17 protein-coding genes are annotated in these 17,950 nt (G+C 31.5%); 10 read left to right on the plus strand and 7 right to left on the minus strand.

All coding sequences use genetic code 11. The features are described 5' to 3' along the window. Nucleotides 1-1,108: class I SAM-dependent methyltransferase (locus tag Q0Q96_RS05470; protein ID WP_293872226.1), on the minus strand; the 1,108-nt coding region annotated here is incomplete at its 3' end. Nucleotides 1,109-1,199: 91 nt separating this feature from the next. Between Q0Q96_RS05470 and Q0Q96_RS05475 the strand changes: the two genes are divergently transcribed. From Q0Q96_RS05475 to Q0Q96_RS05500, 6 genes are all read left to right on the plus strand, one after another. Further along, on the plus strand, nucleotides 1,200-2,303 hold the full coding sequence (locus Q0Q96_RS05475) for a transcriptional regulator (RefSeq protein ID WP_293872227.1): 1,104 nt from the start codon (nucleotides 1,200-1,202) through the stop codon (nucleotides 2,301-2,303). Between the two features lie 57 nt (nucleotides 2,304-2,360). After that, complete coding sequence (locus Q0Q96_RS05480) at nucleotides 2,361-2,903, plus strand: sigma-70 family RNA polymerase sigma factor (protein WP_293872228.1); 543 nt, start codon at nucleotides 2,361-2,363, stop codon at nucleotides 2,901-2,903. A 30-nt stretch (nucleotides 2,904-2,933) separates the two neighbouring features. Further along, entirely contained in the window at nucleotides 2,934-3,347 is a 414-nt protein-coding gene (locus Q0Q96_RS05485; protein ID WP_293872229.1) for a hypothetical protein, read from the plus strand. Nucleotides 3,348-3,351: 4 nt separating this feature from the next. Next, nucleotides 3,352-3,813: a sensor of ECF-type sigma factor gene (locus Q0Q96_RS05490; RefSeq protein ID WP_293872230.1), complete on the plus strand. Its 462-nt coding sequence runs from the start codon at nucleotides 3,352-3,354 to the stop codon at nucleotides 3,811-3,813. Nucleotides 3,814-3,925: 112 nt separating this feature from the next. Further along, the gene (locus tag Q0Q96_RS05495) at nucleotides 3,926-5,056 is read left to right on the plus strand and encodes a hypothetical protein (protein ID WP_293872231.1); all 1,131 of its coding nucleotides are present in this window, start codon (nucleotides 3,926-3,928) and stop codon (nucleotides 5,054-5,056) included. A gap of 141 nt (nucleotides 5,057-5,197) precedes the next feature. After that, the gene (locus Q0Q96_RS05500; RefSeq protein WP_293872232.1) at nucleotides 5,198-7,177 is read left to right on the plus strand and encodes a KUP/HAK/KT family potassium transporter; all 1,980 of its coding nucleotides are present in this window, start codon (nucleotides 5,198-5,200) and stop codon (nucleotides 7,175-7,177) included. Here the strand turns inward: Q0Q96_RS05500 and Q0Q96_RS05505 are convergent. Next, on the minus strand, nucleotides 7,167-8,342 hold the full coding sequence (locus Q0Q96_RS05505; RefSeq protein ID WP_293872233.1) for a T9SS type A sorting domain-containing protein: 1,176 nt from the start codon (nucleotides 8,340-8,342) through the stop codon (nucleotides 7,167-7,169). The genes Q0Q96_RS05500 and Q0Q96_RS05505 overlap by 11 nt on opposite strands. 126 nt (nucleotides 8,343-8,468) lie before the next feature. Here Q0Q96_RS05505 and Q0Q96_RS05510 point away from each other — a divergent pair, with 126 nt between their 5' ends. From Q0Q96_RS05510 to Q0Q96_RS05520, 3 genes are all read left to right on the plus strand, one after another. Next, nucleotides 8,469-9,689: a methyltransferase domain-containing protein gene (locus Q0Q96_RS05510; RefSeq protein WP_293872234.1), complete on the plus strand. Its 1,221-nt coding sequence runs from the start codon at nucleotides 8,469-8,471 to the stop codon at nucleotides 9,687-9,689. 5 nt (nucleotides 9,690-9,694) lie between these two features. After that, a complete protein-coding gene (locus Q0Q96_RS05515) occupies nucleotides 9,695-10,816 on the plus strand; it encodes an endonuclease (RefSeq protein ID WP_293872235.1) in 1,122 nt (373 codons plus the stop codon). A 180-nt stretch (nucleotides 10,817-10,996) separates the two neighbouring features. Next, nucleotides 10,997-13,360, plus strand: a complete 2,364-nt coding sequence (locus Q0Q96_RS05520) for a DUF349 domain-containing protein (protein ID WP_366069019.1) — start codon at nucleotides 10,997-10,999, stop codon at nucleotides 13,358-13,360. Nucleotides 13,361-13,397: 37 nt separating this feature from the next. Here the strand turns inward: Q0Q96_RS05520 and Q0Q96_RS05525 are convergent, their stop codons facing one another. The 4 genes from Q0Q96_RS05525 to bcp all read right to left on the minus strand — a co-directional run bounded on the left by Q0Q96_RS05525 (nucleotide 13,398) and on the right by bcp (nucleotide 16,163). After that, complete coding sequence (locus Q0Q96_RS05525; RefSeq protein ID WP_366069023.1) at nucleotides 13,398-14,051, minus strand: NAD-dependent epimerase/dehydratase family protein; 654 nt, start codon at nucleotides 14,049-14,051, stop codon at nucleotides 13,398-13,400. After that, a complete protein-coding gene (locus Q0Q96_RS05530; protein WP_293872236.1) occupies nucleotides 14,052-14,981 on the minus strand; it encodes an aspartate carbamoyltransferase catalytic subunit in 930 nt (309 codons plus the stop codon). It abuts the gene before it with no gap. Nucleotides 14,982-15,025: 44 nt separating this feature from the next. Continuing rightward, the gene (pyrR, locus tag Q0Q96_RS05535; protein ID WP_293872237.1) at nucleotides 15,026-15,559 is read right to left on the minus strand and encodes a bifunctional pyr operon transcriptional regulator/uracil phosphoribosyltransferase PyrR; all 534 of its coding nucleotides are present in this window, start codon (nucleotides 15,557-15,559) and stop codon (nucleotides 15,026-15,028) included. A 151-nt stretch (nucleotides 15,560-15,710) separates the two neighbouring features. Further along, a complete protein-coding gene (gene bcp / locus Q0Q96_RS05540) occupies nucleotides 15,711-16,163 on the minus strand; it encodes a thioredoxin-dependent thiol peroxidase (protein ID WP_293872238.1) in 453 nt (150 codons plus the stop codon). A 71-nt stretch (nucleotides 16,164-16,234) separates the two neighbouring features. Between bcp and nth the strand changes: the two genes are divergently transcribed. Beyond that, nucleotides 16,235-16,894 (plus strand): endonuclease III, encoded by a 660-nt coding sequence (gene nth / locus Q0Q96_RS05545; RefSeq protein ID WP_293872239.1) that lies wholly within the window; start codon nucleotides 16,235-16,237, stop codon nucleotides 16,892-16,894. Between the two features lie 220 nt (nucleotides 16,895-17,114). Here nth and Q0Q96_RS05550 read toward each other — a convergent pair whose 3' ends face one another. Continuing rightward, nucleotides 17,115-17,702, minus strand: a complete 588-nt coding sequence (locus Q0Q96_RS05550) for a sigma-70 family RNA polymerase sigma factor (RefSeq protein ID WP_293872240.1) — start codon at nucleotides 17,700-17,702, stop codon at nucleotides 17,115-17,117. Nucleotides 17,703-17,950: the final 248 nt, after the last annotated feature.

Here is a 17,950-nt window from a genome sequence, read left to right on the forward strand (position 1 = left end):
TAACTTTTGCCCAAATATCAGCTTTAATAAGGTTGGCTCGTGTTACTTTTAGTGCCGCATCATTATAATCTACACCAATTAAAAATAACGGATGCTCATCGAGCAGTTTACCTCTTTTAGTTTGCCGTTCAATCACATCAAACATATGTTCTAAAAATGCACCATTGCCACAACCCATATCCAAAATTCCTTTTGGTTGCTCAACTATTGGACGATTAAATAATTCGATAATAATTTCGTCAACAATTTTAAAATATTCAGCATGAGCGCCACCACTTCCCCAAATATTCATCGCCCTGTCCACATGCAATTCCGTTTCGTGTTCACCTATATTTCGGAGTAGGCTTGGATTCCCAAAAAGTAAGTCATCCATTTTACGTAATGTAGGGATGTAAGAAACCGTAACACCATAAGCAGCGGCTCTTTTGGCATAAAACAAACCTCTTCCGGTGAACTGATAATGATTGTTTATTTTTGTAAACCAATCTAAATGCGTCAGAAAGTCGAGTATTTCCTTAAAACATTCTGGTTTTTTATGGAACTCTTCTGGGCGAAAAGAAGTTTCCATAAAATATTTATGAAACATTCTGGTCATTCCTAGCATAACTATGGTTGGTCCGACTAAAAGACCTTCTATGTGATATAAAACTTGTTCTTGAATGGGACGAATTTTAGCATCATTAGAAAACGAAATTCCGAAGTTTGATTTGTATTTTACGAACAATTTAGCTAACATTTCAAAAGGCTCGACTTCAAATTTTCTTGGATGAAAATGTTCTGAAAATTCCATTAAATCAAAAACATCTTTATAAATTTGAACTAATGCAAAAGCAGTTTTACTTTTATCAGTTGTAGCATAAATGATTTTATTTTCGATAGTATCAATAGTTTGGGTAAGCCAACCTTGAGAAGCTAAAACCCGAAGTGCTACATTTAGATAACCTTCGTTTGCTTGGAACTGCTCTGTAAGTTTTTCTAGAGATACTTTTTGTTGCTGTAAAATAAAATCTAAAACCCCCTTTTTATATAAAGAGTATGCCACAGGAACGGTAACAATACCATCTAAATGTCTGAATAAAATTCCGCGAAGCTCACTTTTTGTTTTCATAAATTGTTTTATAATACTAACAAATATAGTTAATCTCAATCCATCAAGTTGAATGTTTTATCTTAACTTTGTCTTACTTAAAAATAGACTAATGAGAATTTTAAAATATATATTCCTACTGATATTATTAGCTTTTATAGGCATTACGGTCTATGTTACCACACAAAAAGGGGATTTTGAAATTTCCAAAAGTAGCGTAGTAAAAACACAACGAACCACTGTTTTTGATTATGTAAATGATTATAAAAACTGGGAAACCTTTGGTTCATGGATGCATAAAGATGGTGGAATTAAATTTAATTATGCTTCAAAAACAATAGGTCACGGTGCTGCGTTTTCTTGCAAAAACGGTTCGGATAGCGGTGATATTACAACAATTTTTGTAAAAGAGAATGACAATATAGCACAAAAAGCTAACTTTAACGGTACTACAGCCACCATATATTGGACATTTAAAGACACCCTAAACGGAACAAAAATAACCATTCGCGCTAAAGGCAAAATGGATATTATGACCAAAATAACGACCTTTTTTAAAGGAGGTGTAAGTGCGATTTTGACCGATTTTTTAGAAAAAAGTTTACGCAATTTGGATAAGACCTTGGAGTACGAAATGAAAACCTATTCGATAAACGTTAATGGCGTTGTACAACGAACGTCAGGTTTTTGTTTGAAACAAACCGTTTCTTGTCAAATCAAAAGTGTTTCGAGAAATATTAAAATAATGATGCCTAACATGATTCATTTTTTTCAAAAAAACAAAATAACAATGGCTGGAAAACCTTTTGTACAATATGATAAATTTGATATTGAGAATGATATTGCAACAATATCTGTTTGTATTCCCGTTGGACAAAACATTTCAATTTCGCCCGGAAGTGATGTTTCGTCTGCCGAAATAACCGCTTTTACTTGTTTGAAAACCACCTTAACTGGCGATTATTCTCATAGTAAGGAAGCTTGGGCAAAAGCAAAAATATACATTGCTGATAAAGGTTTTAAGGAAAACTTTGCAGGTTTTTATACCGAAGTTTACGTAAAAACTATTGATGATATAAAACAACCTTCTAAATGGTTAACCGAAATTTATATTCCTGTTTTTCCAAAAGTGGACATTGTAAAATCTGTTGTGGCTCCAAAAGTTATAACTCCCGAGACTTCAGAAATAAAAACACTTCCAACTGAAAACCCTTAATTTTAAAAGATATTAAACCTTTGCATTTATCTTTATTCCAATAGCTAAATTTTTACTTTGCAAGAAGAAAAGGATTTCATTCAGGAATTATTAAATCCAAAAACGCAAAATGCTGCGTTTCAAAAACTCTTGCGCAATTATCAAAGACCTTTATACAACCACATCCGAAATATTGTGCTCAACCATGATGATACCGATGATGTTTTGCAAAATACTTTCATAAAAGTATTTAGATATTTAAAAGATTTTAATGGAGATAGCAAACTTTTTTCGTGGATGTATCGCATTGCCACCAACGAAGCCATTACATTCATTAATAATAAAGCCAAAAGAAACGGAACCACAAGCGAGGCATTGCAAAGTAAAATTGTAGACAATCTTCAAGCCGACACTTATTTTGATGGTAACGAAATCCAAATCAAATTACAAAAAGCAGTTGCCTTATTACCCGAAAAACAAAAATTAGTTTTTAAAATGAAATATTATGAAGAACTAAAATATGAAGAGATATCAGAAATTTTGGGCACATCGGTTGGTGCTTTGAAAGCATCCTATCATCACGCTGTAAAAAAAATTGAAGGTTTTGTTAAAACTAATTAAACCATTTACTGTACCCTTTGTCAAATGAGAATGAAAGATTTTAAATTAGATAACCAACCTAAAATTACATCAGGATTTATAATACCTGAAGGATATTTTAATGCATTTTCAAATAGAATTTTAGAACAATTACCAAAACAAGAAAAAAAGACGCTATCTATTTTTAGCTTGCGAAAAACTTGGTATTTTGCAGCTGCAGCATTTCTTATTTTACTGTTATCGATTGCATTACACAATGAGTTTTCTAACAAAATCGAAGAAGTAGATTCAACCACATTAGAAAATTATCTTGCCAATCAATCTACAATATCTGAAGATGAAATTGTAGAATTATTAGAAAAAGAAGATGTGGAAAAAATGAAAGTTGATTTCAATATTAAAAACAATGATATAGAAGATATTTTAAAATCAAACACCAATTTGGAACAATACATTATAGACTAATTACATGAAAATAAATAAAATAATAACGCTACTTTCAGTTATCATTTCTTTAAATGCATTGGCTCAGGATGGTTCTTTTCTTCGAAAAAAGAAAGAACAAATTCGAGCTATAAAGATAGGATTTATTACTAATGAGCTTGATTTAACACCGGATGAGGCAACAAAATTTTGGCCGCTTTTTAATGGTTTTGAAGATAAACAGCAAGAAATTAAAAAAATAAGACTAAAAGGTTATTTAGAAAGACTTGATGATGATGCATTAGATAAATTATCAGACAAGGATGCTTCAACAATGTTGACACAAATGGAAAGTTCAGAAGATGAGTTGTATCAAGCCAAAAAGAAATTTGTTTTAAGTTTAAAAGGTGTTATTGCACCTATTAAGATTTTAAAACTTAAAAGAGCAGAGGAAAATTTTAATAAAAAACTATTGCAACAATATCGCAATAAAAAATTAGGTCGATAAAGAGAGCAATTGCTCTCTTTTTTTTACTAACAATTGAAATTAACTCAAACAAACACTGTGGCACAATAATTGAATATTTATTACTACTTATCAATCATTAAAATTTAGAATCATGAAAACAAAAATTTTAACATTTTTATTACTAATAGTTTTGAGTATTTCAAAAAATTATGCGCAAGACAGAACTACTGTTACAGCCACCAGTTCTGATATTAGCGATAATTTAGACTTAAAAGCTGTTGCTTCTATCTTTGGCGATTCCCGAGATTTAAATGATTTTGAAAGAAGGCTTAATGATCCCAAAATTCAGATTTCTAATTTAGATTTGAATGAAGATAATCAAGTAGATTATTTGCGCGTAATTGAAACTATTGAAAGAAACACACATTTAATTGTAATTCAATCTGTTCTTGGTCGCGATACATTTCAAGACGTTGCCACAATAGAAGTGCAGAGAGATAGACATAACAATGTTCAAGTTCAGGTAGTTGGCGATGTTTATATGTATGGTTCGAACTATATATATGAACCAGTATATGTTACAACGCCAGTAATTTATAATTCGTTTTGGACTGGGAATTATCATCCATATTATTCTTCTTGGAATTGGGGATATTATCCAAGTTATTATTATGCTTGGTCACCCTTTCCTATTTTTAGATACAGAAATCATATTGGAATTTGCATCAACAATTATAATTATTACAACTATGTAAGTTATAGAAGATGTCAGGTTGCCTATAATTTGTACAGAGGCAGAAGATGCAATGGATATGAAAATCGTTATCTAGACCGCTCTTTTGGTTTTAGAAATAGTGGTTATTCAAATAGTTATGATTTGAATCAACACAGAATTTTAAATACCGTTGCTTCAAGAAATGAGGTAGCAGTAAACTCAAGTAGAAATTTTAATTCTAATTTGCCTAGAATAAATAATACAACAAGCGTTAATGCGTCTAGAAGTTATGTTCACAACATCAGCAATTCAAGAGCATTTTCAAATCCTAGAAATTCCAACCAACAAAATAATATAATTGTTACTCAAACACCAAGAAATAGCAATGCAACCCCAAGAAGTTTTTCAAATCAAGCTTATCAATCACCAAGAAATTTAAGCATTCAGGAACATAATACTAGAAACTTTGAGTCTATAAGAAATCCTAAAGTTAGAACGTTTTCAAACAACCGTAGCGTAAATTCCGTAAGAAATGAAAATAGTTCAAGAGGAAACCGTAGAATTTAAGAAATATCTTTTTTAGTTATTTATTATTTTAGAAAAAATCATCACCAGTAGGTGATGATTTTTTTTGTTCAGAAAAAAAAAGAGTCAAAAAAATAATTATTTTAAAAAAACAGTACATTTGTTCCCCTTTAATTTATATTTATGAATGCCCATAATCATCAGCTTCACAGCAAACTTACTACAGGAGGATTACTTGTAACATTAGGAATTATTTATGGCGATATTGGTACTTCTCCTTTATATGTACTGAAAGCAATACTAGGTGTTCATGCCATTTCAAAAGGTATAGTTTTAGGAGGAATATCATGTATTTTTTGGACTCTTACACTTCAAACTACTTTAAAATATGTGTTGATTACCTTGAGTGCAGATAACCACGGCGAAGGAGGGATTTTTGCTTTATTTGCGTTGGTTAAAAGGACTAAAATAAAATGGTTGATTGTTCCGGCAATTATTGGTGGAAGCGCCTTACTTGCAGATGGTGTAATAACGCCGCCCATTTCTGTATCTTCAGCCGTTGAAGGATTACGTCTTTTTAATCCAGAAATTAATACTATCCCCATTGTAATTGGTATTCTTATAGCATTATTTACCATACAACAATTTGGCTCAAAACTAGTAGGTAAATTTTTTGCTCCTATGATGCTCGTTTGGTTTACCATGTTAGGGGTATTAGGAACCATACAAATATTTAAAGATTTTTCTGTTTTCAATGCAATCAATCCTTATTATGCCTATGAATTATTAAATATTCATCCTGAAGGTTTTTTTGTGCTTGGAGCAGTTTTTCTTTGTACAACTGGTGCAGAAGCGTTGTATTCTGACATGGGACATTGTGGAAGGAAAAATATAAGAGTCAGCTGGATATTTGTAAAAACTATGCTATTATTAAATTATTTTGGACAAGGAGCTTATTTAATCCGTCACGAAGGAAAAACGTTACTACAACTTGGTGGAAATGCCGGAAATCCTTTTTATTTGATGATGGCAGATTGGTTTCAACCATTTGGAATTGTAATTGCAACATTGGCTGCTGTCATAGCTTCACAAGCGTTAATAAGCGGATCATTTACTTTAATAAATGAGGCAATGCGTTTAAATTTTTGGCCAAAAGTTAAAATTAAATATCCATCAGATTTAAAAGGACAGTTGTACATACCTTCGATAAACTGGTTACTCTTACTGGGCTGTATCGGAATTGTATTGTATTTTAAAGAGTCTTCAAATATGGAGCATGCTTATGGTTTAGCTATTATTTTATGCATGATTATGACGACCATTTTACTCAATTTTTATCTGATAATGAAAAGAGTGAAATTATATTTAATCATACCGCTTATAACTATTTATCTAGTAATCGAATTCAGTTTTTTATATGCCAATATTGTAAAATTTCTACACGGAGGTTTTGTAACATTATTAATTGCATCTGGATTGATAGGTATAATGGCAACCTGGTATTTAGCTAAACAAATTAGTAAAAACTACACTAAAATTGTAAAGATCGAAGATTATAAAAAAGTTTTAGCTGAATTAAGTGTGGATTTATCAATACCAAAATATGCTACTCATCTCGTTTATATGACAAACTCTCATAGAAGTGATGAAATTGAAGAAAAAGTAATGTATTCTATTCTTCAAAAAAGACCAAAACGTGCCGATTTATACTGGTTTATACACGTGAATGTTTTAAGTGAACCCTACAAAAAAGAATACAGAGTATCTGAAATTATAAAAGATGACATTTACCGAATTGATTTTTATCTTGGGTTTAGAGAGCCAACAAAAATTAATTTAATGTTCAAACAAGTTATCAAAGAGATGGTAGAACGCGGGGAAGTTGATATAACCAGCAGATATGAATCATTGAATAAAAATAATATCATTGGTGATTTCAAATTTGTACTTTCTGAAAAATTTCTTTCAAATGACAGTGATTTAAGTTTCTTCGAAAAAATTGTTATGAATACCTATTTCCTTATGAAAGGATGGAGTTTATCTGAAGAAAAAGGATTTGGATTAGACAGTAGTTCGGTAAAAATTGAACAGTTCCCATTAGTGCTTCACGCACCCGAAAAAATTCAAATGCGAAGAATTGAAACTGATAGAGCTACTTTATAAACTTACCATTACTAGTAAAACCCACTTGATTATCGATGTGATATATATAAATCCCTTTTACCAAATTTGAAGTTTCAATAGTAGTTTCGGTTGTAAATTCTTTTGTTATAATTGTTTTACCTGAAATGTCATAAATTTTAATTTGATACTTTTCTCCAAGTATTCCTGTAACACCGATATACTCTTTTGCTGGATTTGGAGAAAGTTTTACCTTATTTTCATTTACTAAATTAGTATTACTCAAATTAGTACATTGATTGCAATTTTTTTGATAAGTAATAGCATTATCCGTTAGTATTTGAGTATCAAAAATTGCTCCTTGAACACAATTCCCTTTCAGTTGGTAATCCAACCAAGGCAGCAGATAATTGTTAATAATATTTTGTTGTTCTGTTCTAGTTATCGCAGGTTGTGGCGTACAAGTTGACTCTCCAATGCCGCAGAAAAAATTACTGTTTGCCATCTGACAATGACTTCCACCCATAATAGTAACTAAAGTTTTACAAGTACTTGCCAATCCTAAATACATAGGAATTTGATTTGTATTGGATGGCGCAACACAATCATTGGCTCCCGAAAAGATTAAAGAAGGAATAGATATACCTGCTGCCGATTGAATAGCTGATGGATTAGTTTCTGCTGCTGCAAAATTTATTAATGATTTAATATTGGGATTTAATTGTGCTGCCAAAAATGATGCTCCGCCACCCATACTATGACCCATTACGGCATTCATTGAACTTATTCTGTTATAAAAAATTGAAGCAGCGTTAGAATTCAAAATCGTCATTTGATTCAAAGCAAAAGACAAATCTTTTCCAAAATCTAGATGAGATGGCGATAATGAACCTTCTGTTTTTGGAAAAACCATGATGTAACCTTTTGGAACTAATAAACTCCAATAATTTTGATAGACATCCCAAGTCATTACAAATCCGTGACCAAAACTCAGCAGGGGAAAAACCAAATTAGTTGAAGAAGTCAACGCAACATTATCACCCGCACTATCTGATGGATAGTAGATTTCAGTAGCAATAACTCTATTATTTCTGGTAGTATCTGTAAAATTTATAGTGGTGTGTCCTATTTGGAAGGGTTGTGCTAAACTTAAATAATTTACTAAAAGTAACAAACTAAAGGCAGCAAAAAGTTTTATGTTTTTCATGTAATTTTTATTTTTATTTGCAATTTCAAATATAAGTAATAATAAAGCCTATAGTAGTTTTAACAATTTTTATTTAAGTGTTGCTACTGAAAAAGCAATATATTTGTTCGCTTATTTTTTCATATTATGCGTTTACACCGAAATTTAGTTTACACCACCATTGACTCCTTGAATGCTATCTTTAACGACGGAGAATATGCTGATAAGGTAGTAGCCCGCGCCCTGAAAAAAGACAAACGTTGGGGAAGTTCTGATAGAAAATTTGTTGCCGAAACCATTTATGAAATTGTTCGTTGGAAAAGACTTTACATGGAAATTGCTGAGGTAAAAGAACCCTTCAACCGAGACCATTTATGGCGAATGTTTGCTGTTTGGGGAGTATTGCGTGGTTATCCAATACCCGATTGGCGTCAGCTTGAGGGAACCCCAGAACGTAAAATTAAAGGTCGTTTTGACGAACTGTCGAAAATCAGAAAAATGCGAGAATCTATTCCGGATTGGATGGATGAACTAGGTGCAAAAGAGCTTGGCGAAGATCTTTGGACTAAAGAAATTGCCGCTCAAAACAAACAAGCACAAGTTATTCTTCGGGTAAATACTTTAAAGACGACCAAAGAACAACTTCATGCCATTTTAATGGATTTAAACATAGAAACTGAATTTCTTAAAGACCAACCCGATGCTTTGGTTTTGAAAGAAAGAGCAAATGTTTTCTTAACGGATGCGTTCAAGGAAGGCTTTTTTGAAGTGCAAGATGCATCTTCTCAATTAGTTGCAGCTTTTCTGGATGTTCAACCCGGAATGCGAGTAGTTGATACCTGTGCTGGAGCTGGTGGAAAAACCTTGCACATGGCATCTTTAATGGAAAACAAAGGGCAATTAATTGCTATGGATTTGTATGAAAGTAAATTAAAACAACTAAAATTAAGAGCCAAAAGAAATGGTGCTTTCAACATAGAATATAGAATTATAGATTCAACAAAAGTTATCAAAAAACTCCATGAAAAAGCCGATAGAGTATTGATTGATGCACCCTGTAGCGGTTTAGGAGTTTTAAAAAGAAACCCAGATGCCAAATGGAAATTGCAACCCGATTTCATCGATAACATTAAAAAAATACAAGCCGAAGTTTTAGAAAACTACTCTAAAATAGTCAAGCCAGGAGGAAAATTAGTCTACGCTACCTGCTCTATCCTACCTTCTGAAAATCAAGAGCAAGTGAAAAAATTTTTAAATACTGAAACAGGAAAATCATTTACCTTTGTTAAAGAGTGTAAAATACTTGCACAAGATACAGGTTTTGATGGATTTTATATGGCTTTATTAGAACGAAAAAAAGAAATTTAAATAAAATGAAGAGAATTTTTACCCTATTATTTTGGAGTATTGCAATAGTTATTAATGCACAAGAAATAGCAAAAAATGCTAATGCCGTTATGTCTATTCCACCCGGATATTATAGTTCAGCAACTGGAACTGGATTTATATTGAAAACCCAATTATTTAATAAAATAAGTCCGCACAATACCATAAGTTATGGTTCAGGGTTATGGAATTTATTTCAAACATCCGACGATAGACCCGATGGATTCGTGTGGGAAATTTATTCCAATTGTAATTTTATTTTTGGATCGGTAGCCAATGGAGGTCAACAAGATGACGGTACATTAGGCACTGCTGAATGTCAACGTTACAATAAAGAACACACCTTTCCCAAAAGTTGGTTTGGAGGTTCAAACACAAGCCAAATGTATTCGGATGCCTTTATTGTAATGCCATCTGATAAAAAAGATAATAATTTAAGAGGAAATCTAGTGTATGCCACAGTAAACCCATCAGTAACTAACTCTATAGGTAACGGATGGAAAATAGGTTCTTGTGTTGCGCCAAATTATCCATATTCTCTTCAAGTTTTTGAACCAGCAGACCAGTTTAAAGGTGATTTTGCCCGAAACTATTTTTATATGGCAACTTGCTATGAAGACCAAATTGGCACTTGGCAAACATTAGACCCCAATGGCGATACAGTTTTAGATGGTTCAAATAATAAGGTTTTTGAACAATGGTATTTGAATTTATTGTACAGTTGGCATATTGCTGATCCAGTAAGTCAAAAAGAAATTGATAGAAATGATGCAATATATGCGGTGCAAGGAAACAGAAATCCCTTCATAGATCATCCTGAATATGTTTTTCAAATTTGGGGAGCCTTTTTAAACACTCAAACTAATTACAATCTTTCATCGGTTTCAATTTATCCAAACCCTTCAACTAACGGAAATGTTACCATTTCTATCGATATTAGTTTAGATGAAATTGTAATTATTACCATTAACGGACAAGTTTTACAACAAATAAAAAAACCAACTTTTGAAAACAATAGTTATTCCGTTAGCAATTTACCGAAAGGTCTTTATTTTGTAAAATTAGTATCAAGTACTAATTCGGTTACTAAAAAGGTTTTGATAAACTAAATTTAATACTTACAAATACATACCAAACGCTATGGAGATTCTGCAACGTTTTTTGGTTTTTAAAGAAAACCATCTTAATTCAGCACAAAATAGTAGAGAAACTAGCCATTTCCTTTGAACTTTAGTACTACTTTAGTATCTTTCGCCCTCAATATGTATAACCCTTAAAACATTTACAAAATGTTAGAAGAAAAGAATGATAACCTGCTTGAAGCAGATGGAAATGTAGCCAATGAATCTCAAGAAGTTACATTTGCTGAAAATCTAGAAGTTCCTCATGAAAATCAAAAAGAAATAGCAACTGCTGTAACTACTGAAGAATTTGAAAATTCTATTACAGATGTACTAACTCCAGTTGAAGAAGTTGTAGAAATAAATGCACAAGAAGAACCAGAATCACTTTTAGAAGAACTTGTACCAAATGTCACCACGATAACAGATGAAACTCCAACTATAACAACAGAAGTAGAAACAAAAAATTCGTTTAAAAAAGTTGCTGTTTTAACCGAATCCCTTTCAGAGCATGAAATTGAAATAGCTTCAGAAAAAGAAGTCCTTGTTGTAGAAACAGTTGATAATCATAAATTTGAAGATAAAAACTTTGCCGTTAATAATAACGAACAAGCTGCGCAAACAACCCTAGAAGTAGTTCCAGAATTTACGCCAGAAACTGAAAACAATACTATAGAATTGAACGACAAAAAAGTTACTGATGCAATTCCTGTTACTGAAAATGTGAACCATACAGCAGTAAAAGCTATTGAAGAAGTTAACGCAGAAGAAGGAGAAGATGACACCTTGAAAGACCGTCATGATATTCCAATGTTAGACTACTATACTTTATCGATGGAACAATTAATTGATGAATTAGAAAAATTAGTTGTCATTGAAAAATTAATGTCTGTTAAGGATCATGTTGAAGAGTTAAAGAAATCATTCTTGTCAAAATACTACCATTTTATTGATGAAAAGAAAGAAGAATTCCTTGCTGAAAATCCAGAAAACAACGAAGATTTTCACTACCATTTTCCTTTAAAAATTAAGTTTGATCAACTTTACTCATATTATAGAGATAAAAGAAACAATCATTTTCAAAGTTTACAGAATAATTTAAAGTCAAATTTAGATAACAGATTGACTATTGTAGAGGAACTGAAAAATTTAATACATAGCCAAGAAAATATTCCTGTTACGCTAAAGAAATTTAATGATATTAGAGATAGATGGAAATTAGCTGGGCCAATTCCTAAAGATAAATACAATCACGTTTGGAATAACTATCATTTTCATCTAGAAAATTTTTATGATGTTCTTCATTTAGATAGAGAAATCAGAGATTTAGATTTTAAACATAATTTGGTGCAAAAGCTCAAAATAATTGAGCGCGTGGAAGAATTAGTAAAAGAAGAAGATATCAATAAATCTTTCCGTGAATTACAAGATTTACACCGCATCTGGAAAGAAGATATTGGTCCCGTTTCTAGAGATAATCGTGAAGAAATTTGGAATAGATTCAGTGAATTGACCAAACAAATGCATGATAAAAGAGAAGGTTTGTACGAACAACTTCGCGAAGTAGAAACGTCAAATTTAGAAAAGAAAAAAGAGCTCATTGCGCAAATAGAAGTTTTGGCTCAAGAAAAAGTAAACTCTCATAATGCTTGGTTAGCCCAAATTGAAAAAGTTGAAGCCTTACGAAATGCTTTTTTTAACGCTGGAAAAGTGCCATCAGAAGTTACAGATCAAACTTGGACTGCTTTTAAAAACGCCGTTAGAAGTTTTAATGTACTAAAAAATTCGTTCTATAAAGATATTAAAAAAGATCAAAACGATAATCTTTCAAAAAAACAAGCATTGGTTGCAAAAGCAAATGAATTAAAAGAAAGTAACGATTTTGCTACTACTACTCCGTTGATGAAACAAATTCAAGAAGAATGGAAAACAATAGGTCATGTGCCAAGAAAGTTTTCGGACAAACTTTGGACAGATTTTAGAGCAGCTTGCAATACTTATTTTGAAAAAATAAAAGAACAAAAATCTGAAGTGAATGCTGAAGAAATTCAAGCGTTTGAAAATAAAAAAGCTTACATAGAAACTGTAAAATCATTTGAACTTATTGGAGAACATAAAGCCGATTTGGACGCTATTAAAGGGCATATCGAAACATGGAAAAGTTTTGGAAAAGTACCTTTTGCCCGACGACATATTGAAGGAAAATTTAATAAAATACTCGATGCTTTATTTGAAAAATTAAGTTCTAGTAAAAAAGATAACGAGATGGCTCGTTATGCTAACAGGTTAGATAATCTTTCGGGTGCAGAAAACACGCGGAAATTAGATAACGAAAAAGTCTTTATAATGCGTAAAATAGATGAAGTACAAAGCAATCTTTTTCAATTAGAAAATAATATTCAGTTTTTTGGTAGAGCAAAAGCAGATAATCCAATGGTAAAAGAAGTGTTGGACAATATCGAGAAACAAAAAGAAGAACTAATGACTTGGAAAGAAAAGTTAAAACAGATTAGAAGTATTAAAACAGAATAGTTAAAAAAAGTCCCTAAATAGTCGAGATTTTTTATGATTATATTTTCCTGATTGAATTGTTTTCATATACTTCCTGATTACCTCTTGTTAAACCTACTTTTACCATAGCGTTCGCCAATTGTTCTGAAGTTATTGCCATAAAGGGAAGTAACGAGCTAATAATTGGTTTATAAAAAAATCGCATTAAGGCATAAGAAAAATTTGGTTCTTTTCTTGAAGTTACAGGATAAATATAGCCTGGTCGAAAAACATGCGTTTTACTAAAATTTAGTTTAAACAATATATTTTCAGCAACACCGTTGTCTTTGGCAAACATTATTTTACTTTTTTCTACTCTATCCGCTCCTTGTCCGCTTAAGAAACAAAAAGTTAGCGCATCGCTATTCTTACGAAGTATTTCGGCAAATGCTCTTGTAAAATCTATCGTTATTTTGGCAAATTCATCTCTTGGAACTTGACCCGTATAAACGCCTAAACAATAAAAACATACATCTTGATTCCTAAAATTTTCTTCAATTTCATAAAAATCTAAAAAATTAGTATGAACAATTTCCTTTAGTTTTGAATGCGTAAGAGTTGTTGATTTTCTAACAATACTCGTAACATTTTTCACCTTCGGATTGTCAAGACATTTATTCAGTATAAGGCTTCCAATCATTCCGTTGCCTCCTGTGATGAAATATTCATTAATTTATTTTTTAATTTTAGAAGCCAAAAGATAAATCACAGCCATTCGGATAGCAACACCATTTTCAACTTGATCTAAAATAATAGATTGATTTGAGTCTGCAACTTCTGATGTTATTTCTACTCCCCTATTTATAGGTCCCGGATGCATAATGACAATTTCTTTAGAAAGAGATTCAAGCAAGGTTTTATCTATTCCAAATTGTTTAACATATTCTCTTGTGGATGGAAAATAGTTCACATCCATTCGTTCGTTTTGAACCCGAAGCACATTAGCAACATCACACCACTCTAGTGCTTTACGTAAATTGGTTTCAACTGATACTCCAAGACTTTCTATATATTTAGGAATTAATGTTTTTGGACCACAGAGTTTTACTTCGGCACCTAGCATTTTTAGGGTATAAATATTGGATAAAGCTACTCGTGAATGCAGAATATCACCAACGATTACTACTTTTTTTCCACCTACTTTTCCAAGTTTTTCGCGTATTGAAAAACTGTCTAATAAACCTTGAGTGGGATGTTCATGCGCTCCATCACCTGCGTTAATAATACTAGCTTTTACATTTTTCGATAAGAAATAAGCGGCGCCAGCGTTGGCATGACGCATGATAACCATATCCACTTTCATCGAAAGAATATTGTTGACCGTATCAATCAAAGTTTCTCCTTTTTTGACTGAAGATTGTGTAGCAGAGAAATTAATTATATCAGCAGAAAGTCTTTTTTGTGCTATTTCAAAGGAAAGTTTTGTTCGCGTACTATTTTCAAAAAAGATATTAGCTATAGTAATATCTCGCAGTGATGGCACTTTTTTAATTGGACGATTAATGACTTCTTTGAAATAATCTGCCGTTTCAAAAATTAAATCAATATCCTCTCTTTTAAGGTATTTTATACCTAATAAATTGTTGACTGACAGTTCTGACATTTTGTTATATGTTGTAAGTTGTGTGTTGCAAGCTGTCTTAAATTTTAAATCAAATACACTGCGTCTTCACCATCCTTTTCTGTCCAGCATACTTTTACTTTTTCATTCAAAATGGCATCTACTTGTCTTCCTCGATAATCAGGTTGAATGGGCAAATGACGACTAAATCTTCTATCAATAAGTACTAAAAGTTCTATTTCAGCGGGTCTTCCAAAAGATTGTATGGCTGTTAAAGCCGCGTTAATACTTCGTCCTGTAAAAAGAACATCATCAATAAACACTACTTTTTTATCGTCTACCAAAAAATTTATTTGTGTTTTGTTTGCTTCCAATTGTTTGTCGCGATTACGAAAATCATCACGAAAAAATGTTATGTCAAGGAAACCTAATTTTACAGCATTGATTTGGTACTCTTTTTCTAATATAGCCTTAATACGATTAGCAAGATAAATACCACGAGGCTGAATGCCTATTATAACTGTATTGGAAAAATCGAGGTTCTTTTCGATTAACTGACAAGCCAAACGACGAAGTATTATATTGATTTCTTTGGAAGTAAGCAATATTTTTTTGCTCATAGTAGTTTTGTTTGGAAAACAAATATAAGTATTATGAATGAGGATGTTAAATTATCTTCAGCCATAATACATTAGTACAAATTTTTTGTATATTTTTTTTTTTAATTAAATTTGATTAACAACACTCAAGATAACAGGTTATCTAAACTTTTTACTTCAATATTTGAGCTGTATGATTTTTTGTCTTAACGTCTAAAATCACGTCTTCTATAATTCCGTGTTCGTTAATAATAAACGTAGTTCTATGAATACCGTCGTATTCTCGTCCCATAAATTTTTTTGGCCCCCATACTCCAAAAGCTTTTAATATCTCTTTAGTTTCATCTGCCAATAAGGGAAACGGTAAGTCAAATTTATTTTTAAAATTACTTTGTGATTTTGCATTATCGGCACTTACACCAAGCAAAGCATAATTATTTGCTTTATATCTATCAAAATTATCTCTTAAATCACATGCTTCAACAGTACAACCAGGTGTATTTGCTTTTGGATAAAAGAAAACAACTAATTTTTTTTCAGAATAATCTGTTAGTGAATGTGTATTTCCGTCTTGGTCGGTTCCAGTAAAGCTTGGTGCCTTATCGCCTTTTTTTAATGTTGTCATAATTTTAAAGTTAAGAAAGTTTATAATTTTAATAAGTTTACAGTATTTTTATAATCCAAATTTATACAAAAATGACTAAACGAGAACGTGCAACGTTTGTTATAAATACGTTAAAAGAACTATACCCCGAAATTCCTATTCCTCTCGATCATAAAGATCCTTATACATTGCTTATAGCGGTTTTGTTATCAGCTCAATGTACAGATGTGAGGGTCAATAAAATTACTCCGCTCCTGTTTGCAAAAGCCGATAATCCCTATGACATGATAAAACTTTCGGTTGGTGAAATAAAAGATATTATCAGACCTTGCGGACTTTCCCCAATGAAATCAAAAGGCATTTACGGACTATCTGAAATTTTAATTGCAGAGCATAAAGGACAAGTTCCACAAAGTTTTGAAGCTTTGGAAGCGTTGCCATCAGTTGGACATAAAACCGCAAGCGTAGTCATGTCGCAGGCATTTGGGTTTCCAGCATTTCCTGTAGATACACACATTCACCGATTGATGTACAGATGGAATTTGAGCAATGGAAAAAATGTAATGCAAACTGAAAAAGATGCGAAAGCTATTTTCCCGATGAAGGAATGGAATGATTTACATCTGCAAATAATTTGGTACGGAAGAGAGTATTCAGCAGCTAGAGCATGGGATTTAGAAAATGATATTATTACCAAAACGATAGGAAGAAAATCGGTGTTGGAGGAATATTATAAAAAAAAATCCCGATAAATTTATCGGGATGTTACTTAATTAGCAATAAAATGACAGGTTAGTTTACCAACTTTTACAACTTTCAATGCACAAGAATATTGAAGTATTAGTTGTATAGTTTCTTTTTTTGGTAACATTGTTTTTTTTGCTAATTTTTTTCTAGAGTAAAGTTTTGCCATAAAAATCAGATTGGTTTTATGATGTTTATTTAATAACGCAAAAAATTAAATTTTATTGTTTAGGTTGGTAAATAAATTTGATTTTTTTCAATTACCTTTCTTAAATTTGTAATAGCATAACGCATTCTGCCTAATGTTGTGTTGACGCTTACGCCAGTGATGTCAGCTATTTCCTTGAAGCTCATATCAGAATAATATCTCATCAAAATCACTTCTTTCTGATCATGTGGTAGCTGCTGAATGATATTTTTCAAATCCATATCAACTTGTTTTTTGATTAATTCATTTTCAATAGTCATAGAACTGTCCTTGATTCTAGAAAAAATCAGTAACTCATCCGTATCGCGCTGAAAATAGGCTTTTTTATCATTTCTAAATTTATCAATAATTAAGTTGCTTGCAATACGCAACACCCATGATAAAAATTTACCTTCTTCGCTGTAATATTTTTTGCTTTTTAACGTATGAATAACTTTGAAAAACGTTTCCTGAAAAATATCTTCAGTAAGATCTCTATCAGAAATTTTTGAATATATGTAACTGTAGATTTTGGATTGATGCCTATTAATTAAAATTGAAAGCGAATTTTCGTCACCATCAATATAATTATTTACTAACACCGCGTCGGGAATTTCTGTTTTTACCATAACATTACCTTTTAGTAAGGGTTAAAAAAGTTTTTTTTAATCTAAAAAGTAATTGTTTTCTATAGGCAAAAGACTTAATAATAAATTTTAATTAATCAAAGTTAACACTATTTTAGTGTAAATCAATTTTTTTTTCAAAAAAAATGTTAAAATTTAGATTTTACATTTTCAAAATATACAACGTTTGTATTCAGTTTTTAATGCAGGTGCTAATTGATTACCTTTGCAATCTGTAAAAAAATAAGCAT

The organism is Flavobacterium sp., assembly GCF_025352015.1.
Classification (GTDB): Bacteria; Bacteroidota; Bacteroidia; order Flavobacteriales; family Flavobacteriaceae; genus Flavobacterium.

Bases quoted from the DNA above. Each gene is read 5' to 3' on its own strand.
- Q0Q96_RS05475 (WP_293872227.1), top strand. From the start codon at position 1,200: ATGAGAATTTTAAAATATATATTCCTACTGATATTATTAGCTTTTATA.
- Q0Q96_RS05485 (WP_293872229.1), top strand. From the start codon at position 2,934: ATGAAAGATTTTAAATTAGATAACCAACCTAAAATTACATCAGGATTT.
- Q0Q96_RS05490 (WP_293872230.1), top strand. From the start codon at position 3,352: ATGAAAATAAATAAAATAATAACGCTACTTTCAGTTATCATTTCTTTA.
- Q0Q96_RS05495 (WP_293872231.1), top strand. From the start codon at position 3,926: ATGAAAACAAAAATTTTAACATTTTTATTACTAATAGTTTTGAGTATT.
- Q0Q96_RS05500 (WP_293872232.1), top strand. From the start codon at position 5,198: ATGAATGCCCATAATCATCAGCTTCACAGCAAACTTACTACAGGAGGA.
- Q0Q96_RS05505 (WP_293872233.1), bottom strand. From the start codon at position 8,342: ATGAAAAACATAAAACTTTTTGCTGCCTTTAGTTTGTTACTTTTAGTA.
- Q0Q96_RS05510 (WP_293872234.1), top strand. From the start codon at position 8,469: ATGCGTTTACACCGAAATTTAGTTTACACCACCATTGACTCCTTGAAT.
- Q0Q96_RS05515 (WP_293872235.1), top strand. From the start codon at position 9,695: ATGAAGAGAATTTTTACCCTATTATTTTGGAGTATTGCAATAGTTATT.
- Q0Q96_RS05520 (WP_366069019.1), top strand. From the start codon at position 10,997: ATGTTAGAAGAAAAGAATGATAACCTGCTTGAAGCAGATGGAAATGTA.
- Q0Q96_RS05530 (WP_293872236.1), bottom strand. From the start codon at position 14,981: ATGTCAGAACTGTCAGTCAACAATTTATTAGGTATAAAATACCTTAAA.
- pyrR (WP_293872237.1), bottom strand. From the start codon at position 15,559: ATGAGCAAAAAAATATTGCTTACTTCCAAAGAAATCAATATAATACTT.
- bcp (WP_293872238.1), bottom strand. From the start codon at position 16,163: ATGACAACATTAAAAAAAGGCGATAAGGCACCAAGCTTTACTGGAACC.
- nth (WP_293872239.1), top strand. From the start codon at position 16,235: ATGACTAAACGAGAACGTGCAACGTTTGTTATAAATACGTTAAAAGAA.
- Q0Q96_RS05550 (WP_293872240.1), bottom strand. From the start codon at position 17,702: ATGGTAAAAACAGAAATTCCCGACGCGGTGTTAGTAAATAATTATATT.